The sequence below is a fragment of the Bacillus sp. A260 genome, from assembly GCF_009861435.1.
Taxonomy (GTDB): Bacteria; Bacillota; Bacilli; order Bacillales; family Bacillaceae_G; genus Bacillus_A; species Bacillus_A cereus.
Genome location: NZ_CP046398.1, coordinates 1597808 through 1615623, shown reverse-complemented (window position 1 = coordinate 1615623; position 17816 = coordinate 1597808). Strand labels below are relative to the sequence as shown.

Sequence of the window (17816 nt, the reverse complement as noted above, 5' to 3'; positions counted from 1 at the left end):
CAAACTCCCCATCTTTATCCCGAATCAACTGATTGTAAACGCCCGCTTCCTCTGTATACACACTTCGCTACTTTTTAGACAATCCCTTTTTCTCAAATAAAAACAAGACTACTTCTTTTTTATTTTCATATTGTTTACTAATGAAAGACTTTTTAAGGAGGTTACTAAAATGAAACGTTTATTTCTCTGTATGGAACGTGAACTTGTTGTAGTGAAAGAACAATATGATAACTATGAAACGACTTACCACTTACAAAATATGCAACCTACCTGTATCGCTGTTGATCCGTTCCGCCCAAACCGTGTATATTGCGGAACATTCGGACGAGGTCTATGGTTAAGCGACGATAGCGGGGATTCATGGAGACCAATTGGAGATTCTTATCGTTACTTTGATTTCCCTAAAGAAGATGGTATTTTACACTCCTCTATCACTTCCATAACAATAAGCTCAAATGAACAAGTGAACGGATATGGGGTCGTTTATGTCGGCACAGAACCGAGCGCTTTATTTCGCTCTGAAAATGGTGGTGAAACGTGGACTGAACTTAAAAATATGAAATCATTATTATCTTCTTATACGTGGGCTTTCCCGCCTAGACCTTTTACCCATCACGTACGCTGGATTACAGTTGATCCAAACAACCCTAATACAATACACGTTTCAATCGAAGCTGGTGCTGTTATTCAAAGTAATGATAAAGGGCATACATGGATTGATAAAAAATTCGGTGCTCCTATCGATGCTCATCAATTACTTATGCACCCTGAAGCACCAAATCGTCTTTATGCATCATGTGGTGACGGATTTATGGGCGGACCTGATCGTGCTTATCTTGAAAGTTATAACAATGGAAACAGCTGGATCTCATGTAGTGAAGGACTTGAACATCATTATTTATACAGCATGGCAATTGATCCAGCTGATTGCAATACGATTCTCGTTTCAGCTGCACCGAGTGCTGATCTGGCTCATCACCGTATCCCTTATGAATCTTATATTTATCGAAAAACGAAAGATACTCCGTTCCAGCAAGTACAACAAGGACTACCATCTGCAATCGGTACAGTCATTTCGATGTTTGCTACAAACGAAGCCGAACCACATACGTTCTACACGTTAAATAACAATGGCGTCTTTCAATCCAATGATAGCGGCGAATCATGGGAACAACTAAACATTCCGTGGAAAGATGAATATAAAACGCAGCATCCGCATGCACTACTCGTTACTAGTTCTTAACGAAAAAGAGACTGCCTAAATGGTTTTAGGCAGTCTCTCTTTTATTTCTTTAAATCAATGACGATATCATCTAACACAATATCTTTACTCTTCGCTTCTTTTTTCGGCACTTCTATTTTCTTCTCTTTCCCATTCACATACTCTACTCCACCATGATTTTCAGTTGTATGTACTCGCAAGTGCACACGAGGTGTAACGATAAGCTTTGTTGCATTTTCGTTTAGTTTTTGGAAGGTGGCACTCCAATGGATATTGTAAGGATCGTTGCCACTTCCCCCATTTCCTTCACCCGAATAAATATTCCCTAAATCATCCTTAACCGTCAATTCAACATCTACACTATCCCATTCTTTCTTTGCGCCCTTAGAAACCTCTTGATTGTAATAAAGAATAAATGAAACTGGCGATATTGCGACCTTTTCCATATTTGCTTTTATACCTTCTTTTTCCGAACTCCCACCAATTGTTCTCTCTTTACTATCCACTGATTTTACAGTTAAGGCGAAATTCCAATTACCTTGTATTGATTTTTTCCTATCTGGCATCTCTATTCTCTCTATATTCCATCTAAAGTTTACTTTGTCCTTTTTATTGCTATCATGATGCGTCGTTGTTACCATACCTACATACTTTTTTTCATTAACTTTAGTCATTTTACCACTGCCTGAACTACCATGAGCGTCCATTATATCCAATCCCCCTAATATGATAGGATCCTCCCCTAAGTCCTGCTCACTTTCCAGTGAATACGTTATAGATAATGTTCTGCCATCAGAAATTACATCATTAATTGTAACCTTAACTCCACTACTCTCTCTCGTCATATTCAACTCAGTCGAAAATTCTTTATAATTTTCATATAACCCTGTTCTACCATTATCTAAAAATCGGAATATGTCCCCTACAATTGGCAATCCCCCCGCATATGTAGGAAATCCGATACCGAGTGTTGCAACTGATAATCCTACTAAAATAGATGCAGCAGCCACACCTTTTTTCCAACTTTTCATCTTTTTCTTCGTACGTATCGATTGTTTTACATTTCGTTTTACTTTTTCCTTTTCAATTTCAGAAGCCTCAATTTCTTCTAGTTCTTTTTCGTCTATATCAATATCATTTAATAGTTCATAAATGTCTTTCATATTGCACTACCTCCAAAACTAATATTCGTAGCATTTTGTTGTAGTTTCTTTTTCCCACGGTACACTCGATTATCAATTGCTGCCCGAGTTAATCCTAACTTGTCACCTATTTCCTCTGTCTTCATACCAAGTAAATATTTCATAATGAACACCTTTTGATCTAGCGGTTCTAATTGATTAATGAGCTTCAATAATTCTTCCCTATCTTCCATAACGATTAATTCGTCTTCTGCTGATTTTTCTGTACTGATATGAAACTCATCTGAAATGATTTCTACCGTTTTAGTCGATTTCCGGTAATAATCAATTGCTTTAAACTTTGCAATCGCTGCAATCCACTTTTTAAAATCACTCGGCTCTCCATGAAATTTATTTGCGTTATTCCAAATGGAAAGAAATATATCGTTTATACATTCCTCTATGAGTCCATCATTTTGAATGGGAAGTAGAACTTTATGCGTGATCCCCTTTATGAGTGGTAAGTATGTATCGACAACAAATTCTAACGCGTCTTCTTTTTGCCGCTGTAATCTTTTTATAAAATTTTTCTCATTTGATTTCATGTAGCGATTCCCCTTATTGTTTTGTAAAAGCTTTTACACCCTATATAACGTCTGAGAAAATTTTTTCTCTCATCTTTTTATTTTTTGTATGTAATGGAATACTTTCCCTTAGCCATTGTCTCACATAACTATGCGTTCAAAGAAAATTTTCTCAAGTCTGTAATTTAATTCATGTAGTACACTATTTATATAGTCACTTTTTAACTTAGTGTACATTTTATTTCGTTAATCTACTATTTTAATTTAGGAGATGAGATGTGTATGTGTGGAATTACAGGTTGGGTAGATTGGAAGGAAGACCTTTCAAATCAACATGTTATTTTAAAAAAGATGGCAAATAGTATTGAGCATCGTGGTCCAGATGCTGAAGGATTTTGGTTTTCACCTCATGCGGCCTTTGCACACCGGCGTTTAATTGTAATTGATCCAGAAGGCGGGACACAGCCGAAGACATTCCGTGCTGGTGATTATACGTATGCTCTTACCTATAATGGAGAAATTTATAATTTCCGTGAACTTAAAGAGCAGCTTCAAAAATGTGGGCATGCATTTGAAACCCATTCAGATACAGAAGTATTACTACATGCTTATTTAGAATGGAAAGAAGACTGCGTGCGATATTTAAACGGAATTTTCGCTTTTGCCTTATGGGATGATCAGAAGCAACAATTGTTTTTAGCACGAGATCATTTAGGTGTAAAACCACTCTTTTACACAGAAAGAAATGACAGTATTATTTTCGGCTCTGAAATTAAAGCATTATTAGCGCATCCATCTGTCCCTGCTGAACTTGATGCGGGTGGAATAAATGAAATATTTGGATTAGGCTTATTTCGCACTCCAGGATGTGGCGTCTTTAAACATATTCAAGAAGTACGTGCTGGACATTCTATAACATTTACACGTCATAAAAAAGTAGTTACGAAGTATTGGAATTTAGAAAGTAAGTTCCATACAGACTCTATAGAAGATACATCTTCGCATATTTTATCTATTTTACAAGATACAGTAAAAAGACAATTAATTGCCGATGTTCCTCTCGTTTGTATGTTATCAGGCGGATTAGACTCTAGCGGTATTACTGCACTTGCGGGTAAAGAATTTGCTGCGGAAAATAAAACACTTCATACGTATTCCGTTGACTTTGTAAATAGTGCAAAAGATTTCGAGCTGACATTTGCTCGCACTGGTTTAGACGCTCCTTGGGTAAAACGCGTTTCTGAACATGTAGGGACAGCGCATCATGATATTATTGTGAATGCTGAAGAATTAGCAAATCACTTATTCGTTCCCCTTCATGCGAAAGATTTACCGAGTGCTGGTGAAATGGAAACTTCACTATATTTACTATTTTGCGAAATGAAAAAAGATGCGACCGTAGCTTTATCCGGTGAATCGGCTGATGAAGTATTCGGTGGATACCCTTGGTTTCATCAAGAAGAATTACTATATGTAGATAAGTTTCCTTGGCTAACAAATTGGAAAAATACATCTCCTCTTCTACTAAATGAAGTAAGTAACCAATGTAATCTCGAAAACTATATTGATACACGATTCCAAGAAGCGATACTTGAAGTACCTACTCTTGAAGGGGAAAGTAAAAAATCCGCGAAACAACGCCAAATGTTTTATTTATTTTTAACACGATTCCTTCCTTTCTTACTTGACCGTAAAGATCGTATGAGTATGGCTGTTGGATTTGAAGTTCGTGTACCGTTTTGCGATTATAGATTAGTTGAATATTTATGGAATGTTCCTTTCAACATAAAAAGTATTGATAATATTGAAAAAGGCATTTTACGTAGAGCACTACAACCAGCTTTACCTGACGATGTACGTAATAGAAGAAAAAGCGCTTATCCAACTTCACAAGATCCACACTACTTACAAACAATCCGTAATTTAACACTTGATATGTGTAGCAATAAAAACAATCCTATTTTCTCACTTATTAACCATTCCATCTTACTTTCAATTGCTGATCAAAGTAATAAAGAGATTAACAATTTTGAAGCAAGAAGTGCCATGGAGTATATGCTACAAGTAAATGAATGGTTAAAAACATATCACATCCATATTGCTTAACAAAAAGGAGTTCAAGGATAAAAACCTTGAACTCCTTTTATATTAATTAGCACATTGTTTATTATCAGTATCAATAGACCATCCAATAATCGTGGCACAGTCTCTACCTTTCCACTGCAGTACATTTGTTAATACGGGCTCAATCTGCAAGCTATTTCCGTCGTGTAATATTTCTACTAAAGATTGATCATCATCAAACCTTCGTTTGTCACACTCTAAAATACCGTCCGTTGCCATTACAATGTGATTCATTCCTTTTTCTAATCCTCTTACACCTGACGTAAAGCAAGGTGTATTTGCTGCAAAAATATTTTTCCTGCCAATATATTCGTAATTCTTCCGTTTATTTAATCGTCCTTTTCCATTTTTCGTTTTCTCAGAATGGAATAAATACGCGAAACAATCACCAACTGATAACCAATATAAAAATTCGCCTTTTCGTAAACAAATTAAGCAAGCGAGTTCCTCATCATCTTGATCACACTTTTTAATAAATAACTCATCTGTAAATAACGCTAATAAGTACATATGTGTATGATGGAAAGCTAAATGTATTGGATATGAGAATAACTCTTTTAGTTTTTCTTTTCTTTCCGAAATCGCTTCTATTATATAATCTATATTTTTTGTTTTGTGATGTGTATCAAAAATCATAACAAATTCAAATTGTAATTCAGGATCCCACCAAGCCAGCACCGCATCTCCTCGTTCATATGCATCACTCTCTTGATTTCCCCCATATACGCCGACTGAAAGAGGACCACATTTTTCAACATGTATTTCATCTACATACATCTGTTCATGACTAATCCATTTGAATGTATTCACAGCTATCATCCTCTCTCTTGCTAAATGTATACCTTTACACATAGATTACCTTATATTTCAATAAAAATAAACTTTTTCAACATTTTTTATCCAAATAAAAGGGTTTTATTTCTGAAATCACGAATATATCTTACTATACGATATAAAAAGGAGATTTATTATTATGTACAACATTAATCAACATTGGGAGAGCATTTATTATCACTTACGATACGAATACGAGGACAACCTTTCCCACCAAGCAATTCGTATTTTACAAATCGTTTCTCGTGAGAAAGATATAACAATTGGAAAAGTCGCTACTGAGCTTAGTCTTTCTCATAACACAGCATCTGAACATATAAAACGCCTTATTCAAAAGGGTTTCATCGTTAAAGAGAGAAATAAAAAAGATGAAAGAGTGGTAAACCTTACATTAACAATTGAAGGAATTGAAGTATTAGAAAAACATATTTTACTAGATAAAGAAAAGATAAAAATATTAGAATCACAGTTATCAACAGAAGAACAACAATTAATTGAAAAAGCATTTTCCTTATTAGCGAAGGAGGCAAAATATGCATTTCCTCGTTAAAATAATCGTTTCGGCACTTATTATCGGCGTTATCACTGAAGTCGCTAAACATTACAGTACGATAGGTGGCTTTATTGCTGCCCTTCCTCTCGTGAGTTTACTTAGTTTATTTTGGATTTCATTCGAAGGCGGAAATAAACAAGAATTGAGTCAATTTGCTTTAGGGGTATTATATGGATTCCCCGCATCAGCACTACTATTATTTATTGTCTATATTGGTTTAAAAAATTCATTTACACTTAGTACATCTGTCCTACTTGGTATAGGTGTTTGGTGTATCGTTTTTGCTTGTCAAAAATTATTTCAAGCTTAGGAGGAATTAACATTCATAAATTTGTAGAAATAATGGGGCAAAATATAGAAGTACATATAAAAGGAGATGGTAAACAAACTGTAGTCATTCAAACCGGAATGACTTGCTCATTTTATGATTGGTTTCCTATTATAGAAAAGCTTTCAGAGCACTTTACAGTTGTTTCATACCATCGCCCAGGTTACGGAAAAAGTGATTTAGGCAATCAGCCGCGTACAATAAGGCAAGTTACAAAAGAGCTACATATGTTACTAAACAAACTAGCTATTCAAGAACCATTTATTCTAATCGGTCATTCCTATGGAGGATTATGTGCACAACATTTTGCGATGTTACATGAAGATAAGCTGCAAGCACTTATTTTAGTTGATTCTACTTCGATGAACTTACACCGTTTAGATGAACTTCATTTACCAATTTCTGATCAAACTGATTCTGATGATGTTTGGTTTCAAAAATATAATATGTATTCAAAAATGGATGTAGACACACTTTATAACGAACTAAAACCTATTCTCACCGATCAATCAAAACAGCAAATTGAATTCTCTACCTCGCCTTCATTATATAAAGCGACAGCTTCTGAACTATCGGAGTGGAAAAACTGTGCTCTCTCACTAAAAGAGCTATGTAAAACATTAGAAATACCATTAATCGTTATCGGTAGAGATCCTCAATATTCTATTACTCAATTGACTAATGGTGGCATGCCAAAAGAGGAAGCAACACAACTTGAAGCAATGTGGCAAGAACTAATTCACGAACAATTACACCTCTCAACTAACAGCCAATATATTCTTGCCGAACATGCTAGTCACGGTATAGAAAATGATCGACCAGATATTATTATTGAGGCGATTCATTTCTTACAAATAAAAAAAGGAAGCAACTAAAGCTGCTTCCTTACTTATCTATTCATAATCTTCTTCATCATCGATTTCTTCGTAATATGAACTTCCATTACTTACATATATAGGGCCATTCGCAACATCAATACGTAGTACCCACGCCCATGGCACAGCTAAACGTTTATGTATCGCTCGCCAAAAGCTCATTGATTTTCTTTCGTACTCCTGGAACTCCTGAAGTAACTCTTTGTAGGAGGAACCGTCTAACTGAATATTTGCTTCTAACAAACGAGAATGGGCATAGTACTGTAACTCTAGTTCAGCAGCAATTTCCATTTCTTCTTCCGTTGCCATACCAATGATTGTTCCATCTTCTGGTGCAATTTCATATACGTTTTGAACTTCAATAAGCCCTTCTTTCTCTTTCTCAAACATGTAAACAGCCTCCTTTAACATATATTTTTTATGTTACAAAGTCATACTTCTACAATAACTTCTCTCTTTCCTCTTTTTTTGATAAACTTTTACAAAATATTTAACCGATGACCTGTTTTCTCTATTCTTTCAGCAGAAATGAAACGATTTTTATCAAAATTTAATTTATACACATCAGGCATATGAAGTGTTTTCCAAAACTCAAAATCATATTTCGAATTAAAATAATTCATGAGTAATACCATAATATTTCCATGCGTACCTATTACAATATTCTTACCTTCATATTGTTTTAATATATTTTGCATACATATTACAGCGCGCCTTTGTGCGATATCATTCGATTCTCCGCCTTCGTATGCAAAACTCCAATCTTCCCACACATTCTGCATAGCATCATTAAAATTTGGTACTGGCTCTGTGCTCAATAATCTTTCACGCAAATCTTCTTCTGTTTGTATTGATAATTTATATGTATTCGCAATTCCTTGTACAGTTTGGATTGCTCTTTTGTACGGACTAGAAATAACAACATCAATATGTTTATCTTTTAATAAATGTGTTACATTCTCTGCATCACAGTGCCCTTTTTCAGATAAAGGTCGTTCCCGTTCTTCTTTTGTATATGTAGAATGGGCATGGCGAACGAAATATATTGTTGTCATTTTTCAACCTCCTTTCTTATTTTCAATTTATATTCAATAATAAGATTGGAAAATCCTGTATTACAAAAAAGCACTTTTCATAAGTGCCCCTTTGTTTACATAATAAAATTATTTCATTATAATTTATTTCTGAATTCCTCACTTATGACAATATCTCGAATAAAGTAATCCATATTACTTAGAAGCTTTTCAAATGCTTTTTCACTCAAATTGTTCATCATAAAGACAATCTCAATCTTATTCCCTTTTTTATCAGTACCATAGAAACTATTTGTTAATACAAATGCAGTAGAACCACCTTTCTGTCCAGCAAATTCGAACATACCCTCTCCTACGGTTCCTTTAAATATATTCTCAATCTCACCTTGCATTTGTGGTGTAAAATAATTTCTGCTATTTATCTTTTCCAGTAAACTCATGTAATCCTTCGCATTTGCACCTATAAACCGATCTGACCAAATACGCTGAAAGTCCATATCGGCTTTTAAAGATATCTCGCGTTTTGTCCATTCTTTCTCGTCTTTCATCCATTCATGTATTTGCCATACATGCTTAACATATTCATCATTAGACATATTACGTAGCTTGTCCAATGCTTTATTTTGAGGAATATGCAGTTCTTTTTCAACATAGCCCCTCATATATAATGCCCCTGTATACGTTGGATAAAATTCATCGTGACTATTTAAGCCTAACTCTTTCAAACTTTCATTTATCCGCGCTGCTCCAAGCTTGTCTAATAAATATGATGCATTCGCATTCGAACTATAATGGATCATTCCTTTCACTACTTCTTCTAAAGAAGTTTGACCACCCTTCACTAACTCTTTAACTTTTACATCATCTAGCCATGCAGGGTGTGCACCACCATCAGTATTTTTCACATAGTATTTTTCTAATTCTTTCAATGAAATTTGCTCGTCTTTTCTTATTTTCCCTTCATCTACTTGCTTAGCATATTCAATTGCTATAATGATTTTCGACATACTTGCTAGCGGTAGTTTTTCTTTTTCATTTATTGATGTCAATGTTTCACCATTTCTTTTAACAATTAAAGAAGTTGTTTTATCATCCTTATGTTCTTTTATGTAATTTAGCACATAATTAGAGTCTTCTTTGGAATTGACATATTCCTTCACTGAAAAGAAAGCTATACAGCCTACTATAGTAATTCCAGCTATAATTCCAACAACTTTTAATCCCCTCATGATACTCCCCCTAAAATAAACATATTATATATTATACTAAATAAATTTGCCTTTTTAAGTAATAATTAGATTATTTATACAAAAACACTTCTTTTCTTAAACAACAAAAAAACACGCCTTCATTAGGAAAGCATGCTTTGTGATATCCTTCACATTTTTTAGTTAAAAAATAAATGTTTACTTACCATGATGTAACATTAAATCACTAAGTTCTTCTTCAATGTGATTTAATTTCGCAACGCCTTCTTTCCATTTATGAATATAACGTGAAACCCCAACAAAAAACAAAACAATAATTGTGGAAAGAATAATACCATATACGATTGCTACAGTACTCATAGTTACACTTCCTTATAATTAGTAATGTGGTTATTAGTTATATTTTTATTATAAACCTTTTTCTTTTAAAATACTTCGATTTCAACTTTTTGTAACAAAATTGATTTTTCTAACATTTCGTTCGTGAAAATGGCATATTTTTCACAAATTATACAAAACTTCACCATATGTACTATTACCATATGAGTTATATTATTAAATAGAATAAAGGGGATGATATACTATGACGACTTGGTTTATTGTAATGTTAGTTGTATTTGGAGCATTTAAAATTATCGTTTCTAGCCTTCCTAATTCTGTTATTGAATCCATTATTAGTCGCTTTGAAACACATCCACAACTCGAAGAAGAGAATGTGACTGTTACAATGAACGGAAATAACTTAGTAGGCGAACAGAAATCAAAAATTATTCATGATTTTAACGAAGGTTTATTTTTAGATCGCTATTATGCACCACCCTATAATGAAGGCACTCCTTTAATTATCAATGCAAAACGTGGTAAAAAAGATTTTACATTTTATATTTATAGTCATGAAGAGCATGTTGATGTTGTAAAACAATATAAAAAGAAGGTAGTTGCTTATAGTTTACGCTCTAAAAACCTTCAAAATAGTGATATGTTTGTGTCAGCTGATTTAGCTTAATACTCATATATAAAAAGGAATCCATGGCATATGGATTCCTTTTTACTATTTACTGAAAAATAAGCTCTGTCTTCAAACTATCTTTCGGTAACAACCAGCCTTTTTTCTCTAAACTCGCCATTAATAATTCCCTTTGTTTTGTCGCAATACTTTCTTCATTTGTTTTAAATGACACTTCTATTACGAAGTCATCTTCTAATTTCCCTGTATTACTTAATGGCCAAATTTCAATATTTGCTTTTATGTTTTCAAACTCTCCTGTATATCGTTTCATTAATACAGGACCGTAAATACGGGAATTCTTTAACATCTCTTCTCCCCAATTTGTATACAACCATTTGTTCATTTTCCCTGGTAATTTTTCTATTAACATGTTTTGAGCAGCTTGTTTATTTGGTAAATCAAGTATTCCATATCCTTTAGCACTGTAACTTTTCTTATTTGAAATGCTTAATGTTTTCTTCTCAAATCCCCAATCTATTTCCGCCTCATAACTATCCGTATTACTATCGAATCCTTCTTTTTTAGCTACTTCTAGTGCATCTTGAATTACACCATTTGAAATAGGATATCTTTTTTTATATGTTAGTTCAAAATCTTTACTAAATTCTTTCTTTCGAATTCTAGCAAACCAACCTTCCTCGCTTAAACTTTTATTCGCAGTATCTAAAAATTGCACTTGTATTCTTTCATATTTTGTACCAGCCTGGAAATGTTCTAACACCTCTTGCTTCATCTCTTTGTTATCACCTAATACTTGTTCTGACTTCAATAATAACTTTACTTCAAAGCTAGGTTTCATTGGACTAGCAGCAAACCCTTCCTTAACGTTATAAAGGAAACAACAAAAGAAAATGCTTACGAATACAAATACTTTTTTCATATACCTATCCCCTTTGCATTTTAAATGACTTCTATACGTTCCATTGCAAGTGAATATACATTTTCATATCCTGCTGAACTTAGCTTTTGTTGTAATCGATCCGTATCCTCTTTCAAAGCGTGCACTAGCACCGTATGTTCTGGTAATAATGTATTTAACATCTCTTTAACGTCTCTTATACTTTGGTGAACTTTATATGGAACTCGCTTCACCCTACATTCTTTACCTACATGCTCTTTCATAACTTTTTCTGCAAAACTCCCTTTCGCAATATGCCCAGTAAAAATAACGGCATTTCGCTTTTCATTCCGAAGTTGTTCATAATATAACTGCGCTCGTTTCGTTTGCATATTCGCATCACTCATTACAACTATTCCGTAACTATTTTGCATACTAATGTCATTATCCATCACTATTATGTTTCTTTTTAAACTCTCCATAATCCATTTAAATTCTTCATTATTTTTTATCCAATCTTTATATACGAACATCTCTTCAAATCCAGCCAAAATTTCTTTATCCACTATAAGCGGAAATTCTTTATATCGTTCATATAAATACAATACTATATCTTGCGCCCTACCAAGTTGTGGAAGCGGTAATAATGCTATTCCTTTATTTTGCATAACTCGTTCAATTTCTGCACATAGTTCGTTTACACGTTCATTTTGCGAAACATCATCTGTGTGATAAGCGGCATCCACAATTGCGATTTTTATATTGTAGCCCAATTTCTCAGGTAAATTAGCTCGTAGTATATTAGAATCTGCTGAATAGTCGCCTGAATAAAATACGTATGTATTACACATATCAACTAAAAACCAAACAGCTCCTAATACATGCCCACTATATCCCCATTGAAACCGCAATGTAGGAGTAATTTGTATCCATTCATTTGGATTACTAATCTCATCAATACATACATAATTTAAATCTTTTATATGTTGGTCGCTATAAGGTAAATTCCACCCTTGCATCGCATTATAGTTTCTCCATTTTTCATAATATAACGGCAGTTGCTCCTTTGTATAACGAGTCGTCCAAATTTTTTTCTTATAGCCATACTTCGCTAATAAAGGTAAACCCATCGTATGATCTTCATGAATATGTGATAAAAATACCGCATCTAAAAATGGAACAGCTTCTCTCTCTATTTTTGGATAACTATCCTCATAAGATCGATTAATACCACAATCAAATAATATTTTCGTCTCTTTATTTTTTACAAAATAGCAGGAGCGACCGTATTCTCCTGCTCCTCCCCATACTTCCACTCTCATCATACTACCCCTTTTCGTTTTTGCTCCATATGTTGTAGCAGTAATAAGCATATTGTTGTAAGTCCAACAGAAACAACAGCCATCGCCATGCCTATAGATACTTCACCCTGTTCAAATTGGGCAAAAATAAACGTTGCTGACGTTTCTACTGATGGAGGTAATACGAGAAGCGATGCTACTAACTCTCTTATCGAAATTGTAAATGTCATCGCCCATCCAGCAAGAATACCTGGGATAATAAGAGGCAATATTATTTTTCTAAAAATATAAATATAATTTCCAGAAAAAACACTTCCTGCCTGCATGAGAGAATCATCAATTTGTCCGAGTGATGATTTTACATATTGCACCGTGTAAGGTAAAAACAGAACAACATACGTTACGATAACCATGATTGGTGTATTATAAATTGACATAGGCATATATGGTGAATTCCAAAATAGAATAAGACCTACAACCATAACAATTCCTGGTACCATATTCGGTAACATACCGCACATATCAAGCCATTTTTCAGAGGTTTTTTTCCCCTTTCGAATCATAAGTGCCAAAAAGACTCCAATCATTACCGCAATAATCGCTGTTACGAGTGAAAAAAGAAAACTATTCCATAAAGCCTCTAATCCTGGAGATCCCATTGTAAACAATGCCTCATAATGGCTTGTTGTAAAGTTATTTACATGTAAACCGCCGCCTCTTAATTTTGACAAAGAAGCAATAAGTATAGAAAAGTATGGAATTCCAATTGATACGATTAATAAACCAATTACATACATCCATGCTACAACGCGCGTAAATATAGACAAAGTATATCTTTTAGATTTCACACCTTTTCCACTAACCATTGCATATGAATACTTTCGATTCAATACATTTTGCATATACCAAATGAGCATACAAGCACTAAGTAATAAAGAAGATAATGCTGTTGCACTACTAAAATCAATAGGCCAACTCGAAATAAATTTATGAATTTCTGATGTTAACACGTGGAATCCTATTCTACGTCCGAATGTAGCCGGTGTTCCAAATTCAGCAATCGTCTTTACGAAAATGAGTAAAGCCCCCATTACATAGCTTGATACTAATAACGGCAATATTATTTTTCTTAAACGATAGAAAAAACTTCCGCCATGAACTGCTGCAGCTTCTTCTTTACTACTCCCAATCTGAAGTAACGTATTTTTCAGCATGAAATAAAGAAATGGGAATAAATGCAGACTCATAATTAAGACCATACCTCCTAAACTAAAAAACGATGATGAAACTGTCTTTAGCATAGGAAAAAATTGTTCAAAATAGCCGTTAGGTTGCATGAACAAAATCCAGCCCATCGATCCAATATACGGCGGTGTCATAAATGGAATCATAAAAACAATATCTAACTTACTATACTTTCCTACATCTGTTTTGCTCATAATAAACGCCAATGGAAATGCAAATATTGTAGCTCCTATTACAACGAGTACACCTAGAAGCATCGAATTTAGAAAAATTCCCGCTAATCCACCACTCTGCATCACTTCAAAAGGCTTTAAAAAATTCCAACTGCTATTTTCATATACACTAGAAAATAAAATAAGAAAAAGTGGAATGACGATTAACATCGCCACAAGTAATAACGCTACCGTCATTCCAACTTGTCTTACTGATACGAATCGATTTACCATGGAATCACCATCTTATTGAAATACTTTCTTAAATTGTTTTCCTATTTCATCTTGCTCTTTCTCAACTGTTTTCCAATCAATATTTAATACTGGAATCTCTTCTACATTTGGTCTATTTTCAGCTTTTATATCTGTTCTACCAGGCAATAAATACGCTTTAGAAACTTGTTTTTGTACATCATCGGATAATAAATAATCAATAAACTCTTTTGCACCTTCAACATTTTTACTATCCTTCATAATCCCAGCTGCACGTGGGCTAATAACTGTTCCGCTTTTTGGATATACAATATCAACAGGTTCACCCTTTGCTTTTGCGCTATACGTCATATAATCAACACCCGCAATGACCATATCTTTCGCACCTGTTACAACTGGGTCTAACGCTTCCTGATTTGCTCCTGCTACTGTAACTTCATTTTTCTTAAGCTGCTCAAATAAATTCCATCCATCTTGTCCATTCTTTTTCACGTATCCTGTTACAAAGTCTAAAGCTGAACCTGAAAGTGCTGGATCTGGAAGATTCACTTTCCCTTTCCATTCTCCTTTCGTTATATCGCTCCAATCTTCAGGCGCTGTCTTCACATTTTTTGTATTGTACACAATCCCTAATGCTGAAGCACTATACCCGAAATAATGTCCTTTATCATCTGACCATTCAGAACGCAGCTTATCAGCTTGTTTCGCTTCTTTATAAGCTAACGTTTGACCCTCTTTCTTTAATCCTTCCATCGCTGGTAATGATGCAAGTACGACTACATCAACGACTGGATTTTTCTTTTCAGCTTCCATTCTCGCTAAAATTTTACCAGTTGTCCCTTGAAACATTTCCACCTTTATACCAGTTTTCTTTTCAAAGTCTTTTTGAATTTTTTCTGCTAACCCTTTTGGTCCTGCACTATATACAACAATTTTCTTTTCATTCGTATTTTTACTTTTTGCATCTGCATTACCTGTCTTTGAACTACACCCTGTTACTACAGCCGAAAATAATAAAGTACATACAAATAAAGACTTAAGCGAACTGAATTTCTTCATACTATTCTCCCCCTATATGATGAATACATTTTTTTGGCACATATAACGATACTGGTTTACCGATGCTTAGCTTACTATTGTGATAGGCTGTCCAGATGCCTAAAGTCCCCATATGTACTTTCACTTCATAACGTTCTCCTATATATGTAACGTGCTGAATTTCACCTGTATACATTTCGCACACATCATTTTTTGTCCAACTCACATGCTCTGGACGAATCATTTTTTCACCCTCTACAAGCCAATTCGCCTTACCAACAAATTTGGCAACAAATTCATGAGACGGTTTCACATAAATATCTTCCGGTGTTCCTTTTTGTAATACTTCTCCTTGTTTCATGACAATAATTTGGTCTGACATTGACATTGCTTCTATTTGATCGTGAGTGACATACAGTGCAGTTAAACCAATGGAATGAACGATATCCATAAGCTCTATTCTCATTTCTTCTCGCAAAATTGCATCGAGTGCACTTAGCGGTTCATCAAACAAAATAAAGTGAGGTTTTGTTACAATTGCTCTAGCGAATGCGACACGTTGTTGCTGTCCACCAGAAAGTTCGTGTGGATACCGTTTCTCCATACCTTGCAGGCGAACTCGCTTTATCGCATCTTCTACTTTTTCTCGTAAATGATTCGTTTGCTTTGTAGCCCTTAAACCAAATGCAACATTTTCAAAAACAGTCATGTGCGGCCATAAAGCAAAATCTTGAAATACCATACCGATATTCCGTTCATGAGGAGATGTCTTTATCTTTTTTGTAGCAGAATACATGCACTGGTCTCCAAAATATATTTCTCCTTTATCCGGTTCTTCAAGTCCTGCTATCATTCTAAGTAAAGTCGTTTTCCCACACCCCGAAGGTCCTAAAAGTGTAGTGAATTCCCCTTGTTTCATTACAATCTGCAACGGCTTTAACGCCTGTATTTTTCCAAATGTCTTTTCTAATCCACTAATTGTAATATCCATTGCTTCACCTCTCTCCCCTCATTCTTAACCTGCTTTCATTCTATATGGAAGATTTATACTCAATGTTAATGTACTGTAAAGATTAAATTAAAAAACTTCTAATAAACTATTTATTTCTATAGATTTTTTCTATAGTTAAAATAAAAAAGGCGGCAATTCATAATGAATCTCTTAAAATTAGAAATTGTAGTACTTATTAAGAAATACAAAAAGCTTACAATCGTTGCAGAAAAACTTAGCGTTAAACAACCAACTATTACATTTCATATAAAAAGCTTAGAAGAAGAACTCGGTGTGTCTTTATTTGAATTACGTTCTGGAAGGTATTTCTTAACAGAGGCTGGTGAGGCTTTGCACCATTATGCTTGTAAAATAGATGCGCTTATGAAAGAAGCTAGACGTGTCACGCAAGAGTTTAAAGATTTTCATAAAGGTGCTATAACAATCGGCGCTAGTTATGTACCAGCGACTTATCTTTTGCCAGAAGTCGTTCATCAATTTCAATGCGAATTTCCCAATATAAAAATAACGCTACTAGTGAAAACAGCCCCTGAAATTCGAATGATGCTACAAAATCACGAAATCGATCTTGGGATAATTTCCGCTGCTCCATTTGATGAACCACTTTTAAAACAAACGAATATAATGCCCGATACACTTGTTCTTGCCTTTTCCAAAGAACATCATTTTTCAAAGAAAGACAATGTATCGTTACAAAATATCGAAAAGGAACGCATACTATTGCATCGTAATCCATCTACAACGAGAGATTTACTTACACAATGGACGTTGGCGCACAACATTACATTCCAATCTGAAATTGAATTAGACTCATTAGAAACGATGAAACAAATTTTAAAATATGGTAATGGAATTGCCTTTATTTCTAAACTTGCTATCGAGCAAGAAATACAACGAAATGAGCTATGCTATATACCAATCCCTGAATTTGAATTTCAGCGTAATATTTATACGATTCATCATGAGGACAGATGGAATTCTAAAATCATTTCTTTTTTACTACAAAGCATCACTTCATTTACAACAAAAAATTAAAAGGCTGTCGTTATGCACGACAGCCTTTTA

General features: G+C 34.3%; 20 protein-coding genes. 7 read left to right on the top strand and 13 right to left on the bottom strand.

The genetic code is table 11. From position 1 onward, the window contains the following. The first annotated feature begins 169 nt into the window (after positions 1-169). Positions 170-1243: a WD40/YVTN/BNR-like repeat-containing protein gene (locus tag GD442_RS08340; RefSeq protein ID WP_000825323.1), complete on the top strand. Its 1074-nt coding sequence runs from the start codon at positions 170-172 to the stop codon at positions 1241-1243. A 41-nt stretch (positions 1244-1284) separates the two neighbouring features. Here GD442_RS08340 and GD442_RS08335 read toward each other — a convergent pair whose 3' ends face one another. Together GD442_RS08335 and GD442_RS08330 are read right to left on the bottom strand one after the other, a co-directional pair. Further along, positions 1285-2385: a DUF4179 domain-containing protein gene (locus GD442_RS08335; protein WP_159365073.1), complete on the bottom strand. Its 1101-nt coding sequence runs from the start codon at positions 2383-2385 to the stop codon at positions 1285-1287. Next, a complete protein-coding gene (locus GD442_RS08330; protein WP_000840007.1) occupies positions 2382-2948 on the bottom strand; it encodes a sigma-70 family RNA polymerase sigma factor in 567 nt (188 codons plus the stop codon). The genes GD442_RS08335 and GD442_RS08330 overlap by 4 nt, the downstream gene beginning before the upstream one ends. Before the next feature lie 261 nt (positions 2949-3209). On the opposite strand from GD442_RS08330, the gene asnB reads away from it, so the two are divergent. Beyond that, on the top strand, positions 3210-5033 hold the full coding sequence (gene asnB / locus GD442_RS08325; protein WP_000333931.1) for an asparagine synthase (glutamine-hydrolyzing): 1824 nt from the start codon (positions 3210-3212) through the stop codon (positions 5031-5033). Positions 5034-5075: 42 nt separating this feature from the next. Here the strand turns inward: asnB and GD442_RS08320 are convergent, their stop codons facing one another. Further along, entirely contained in the window at positions 5076-5903 is an 828-nt protein-coding gene (locus GD442_RS08320; RefSeq protein WP_002040904.1) for a PP2C family serine/threonine-protein phosphatase, read from the bottom strand. 121 nt (positions 5904-6024) lie between these two features. On the opposite strand from GD442_RS08320, the gene GD442_RS08315 reads away from it, so the two are divergent. Genes GD442_RS08315 through GD442_RS08305 form a run of 3 tightly spaced genes read left to right on the top strand, consistent with a single transcriptional unit; the run spans position 6025 to position 7641 of the window. After that, the gene (locus GD442_RS08315; RefSeq protein ID WP_000282375.1) at positions 6025-6435 is read left to right on the top strand and encodes a MarR family winged helix-turn-helix transcriptional regulator; all 411 of its coding nucleotides are present in this window, start codon (positions 6025-6027) and stop codon (positions 6433-6435) included. Further along, complete coding sequence (locus tag GD442_RS08310) at positions 6419-6748, top strand: DUF3147 family protein (RefSeq protein WP_000545608.1); 330 nt, start codon at positions 6419-6421, stop codon at positions 6746-6748. The genes GD442_RS08315 and GD442_RS08310 overlap by 17 nt, the downstream gene beginning before the upstream one ends. Further along, the gene (locus GD442_RS08305) at positions 6709-7641 is read left to right on the top strand and encodes an alpha/beta fold hydrolase (protein ID WP_002179077.1); all 933 of its coding nucleotides are present in this window, start codon (positions 6709-6711) and stop codon (positions 7639-7641) included. Before GD442_RS08310 ends, GD442_RS08305 begins: the two co-directional genes overlap by 40 nt. Positions 7642-7659: 18 nt before the next feature. Here the strand turns inward: GD442_RS08305 and GD442_RS08300 are convergent, their stop codons facing one another. The 5 genes from GD442_RS08300 to GD442_RS08280 all read right to left on the bottom strand — a co-directional run bounded on the left by GD442_RS08300 (position 7660) and on the right by GD442_RS08280 (position 10425). Further along, positions 7660-8031, bottom strand: a complete 372-nt coding sequence (locus GD442_RS08300; protein ID WP_000461779.1) for a hypothetical protein — start codon at positions 8029-8031, stop codon at positions 7660-7662. Between the two features lie 89 nt (positions 8032-8120). Beyond that, positions 8121-8696, bottom strand: coding sequence for a histidine phosphatase family protein (locus GD442_RS08295; protein ID WP_000208261.1), 576 nt, complete (start codon positions 8694-8696; stop codon positions 8121-8123). Positions 8697-8812: 116 nt separating this feature from the next. Then, positions 8813-9904 (bottom strand): serine hydrolase, encoded by a 1092-nt coding sequence (locus GD442_RS08290; protein ID WP_001214667.1) that lies wholly within the window; start codon positions 9902-9904, stop codon positions 8813-8815. Positions 9905-10081: 177 nt separating this feature from the next. Beyond that, complete coding sequence (locus tag GD442_RS08285) at positions 10082-10243, bottom strand: hypothetical protein (protein ID WP_000108701.1); 162 nt, start codon at positions 10241-10243, stop codon at positions 10082-10084. 65 nt (positions 10244-10308) lie between these two features. Next, positions 10309-10425: a hypothetical protein gene (locus GD442_RS08280; protein ID WP_001987133.1), complete on the bottom strand. Its 117-nt coding sequence runs from the start codon at positions 10423-10425 to the stop codon at positions 10309-10311. A 41-nt stretch (positions 10426-10466) separates the two neighbouring features. Between GD442_RS08280 and GD442_RS08275 the strand changes: the two genes are divergently transcribed. Further along, entirely contained in the window at positions 10467-10889 is a 423-nt protein-coding gene (locus GD442_RS08275) for a YfmQ family protein (protein WP_000214582.1), read from the top strand. Positions 10890-10938: 49 nt separating this feature from the next. On the opposite strand, the gene GD442_RS08270 is transcribed toward GD442_RS08275, so the two are convergent. Genes GD442_RS08270 through GD442_RS08250 form a run of 5 tightly spaced genes read right to left on the bottom strand, consistent with a single transcriptional unit; the run spans position 10939 to position 16730 of the window. Continuing rightward, entirely contained in the window at positions 10939-11772 is an 834-nt protein-coding gene (locus GD442_RS08270; protein ID WP_000755321.1) for a hypothetical protein, read from the bottom strand. A 20-nt stretch (positions 11773-11792) separates the two neighbouring features. Beyond that, positions 11793-13055, bottom strand: coding sequence for an MBL fold metallo-hydrolase (locus GD442_RS08265; RefSeq protein ID WP_033666100.1), 1263 nt, complete (start codon positions 13053-13055; stop codon positions 11793-11795). Continuing rightward, positions 13052-14722 (bottom strand): ABC transporter permease, encoded by a 1671-nt coding sequence (locus tag GD442_RS08260; protein WP_000248170.1) that lies wholly within the window; start codon positions 14720-14722, stop codon positions 13052-13054. The genes GD442_RS08265 and GD442_RS08260 overlap by 4 nt, the downstream gene beginning before the upstream one ends. Before the next feature lie 12 nt (positions 14723-14734). Beyond that, positions 14735-15760: an ABC transporter substrate-binding protein gene (locus GD442_RS08255; protein ID WP_000714684.1), complete on the bottom strand. Its 1026-nt coding sequence runs from the start codon at positions 15758-15760 to the stop codon at positions 14735-14737. A gap of 1 nt (position 15761) precedes the next feature. Next, positions 15762-16730, bottom strand: coding sequence for an ABC transporter ATP-binding protein (locus tag GD442_RS08250; RefSeq protein WP_000355539.1), 969 nt, complete (start codon positions 16728-16730; stop codon positions 15762-15764). Positions 16731-16892: 162 nt separating this feature from the next. Between GD442_RS08250 and GD442_RS08245 the strand changes: the two genes are divergently transcribed. Then, positions 16893-17786 carry a LysR family transcriptional regulator gene (locus tag GD442_RS08245; RefSeq protein ID WP_001050626.1) on the top strand — a complete coding sequence of 298 codons (894 nt, stop codon included), beginning with the start codon at positions 16893-16895 and terminating at the stop codon, positions 17784-17786. Positions 17787-17816: the final 30 nt, after the last annotated feature.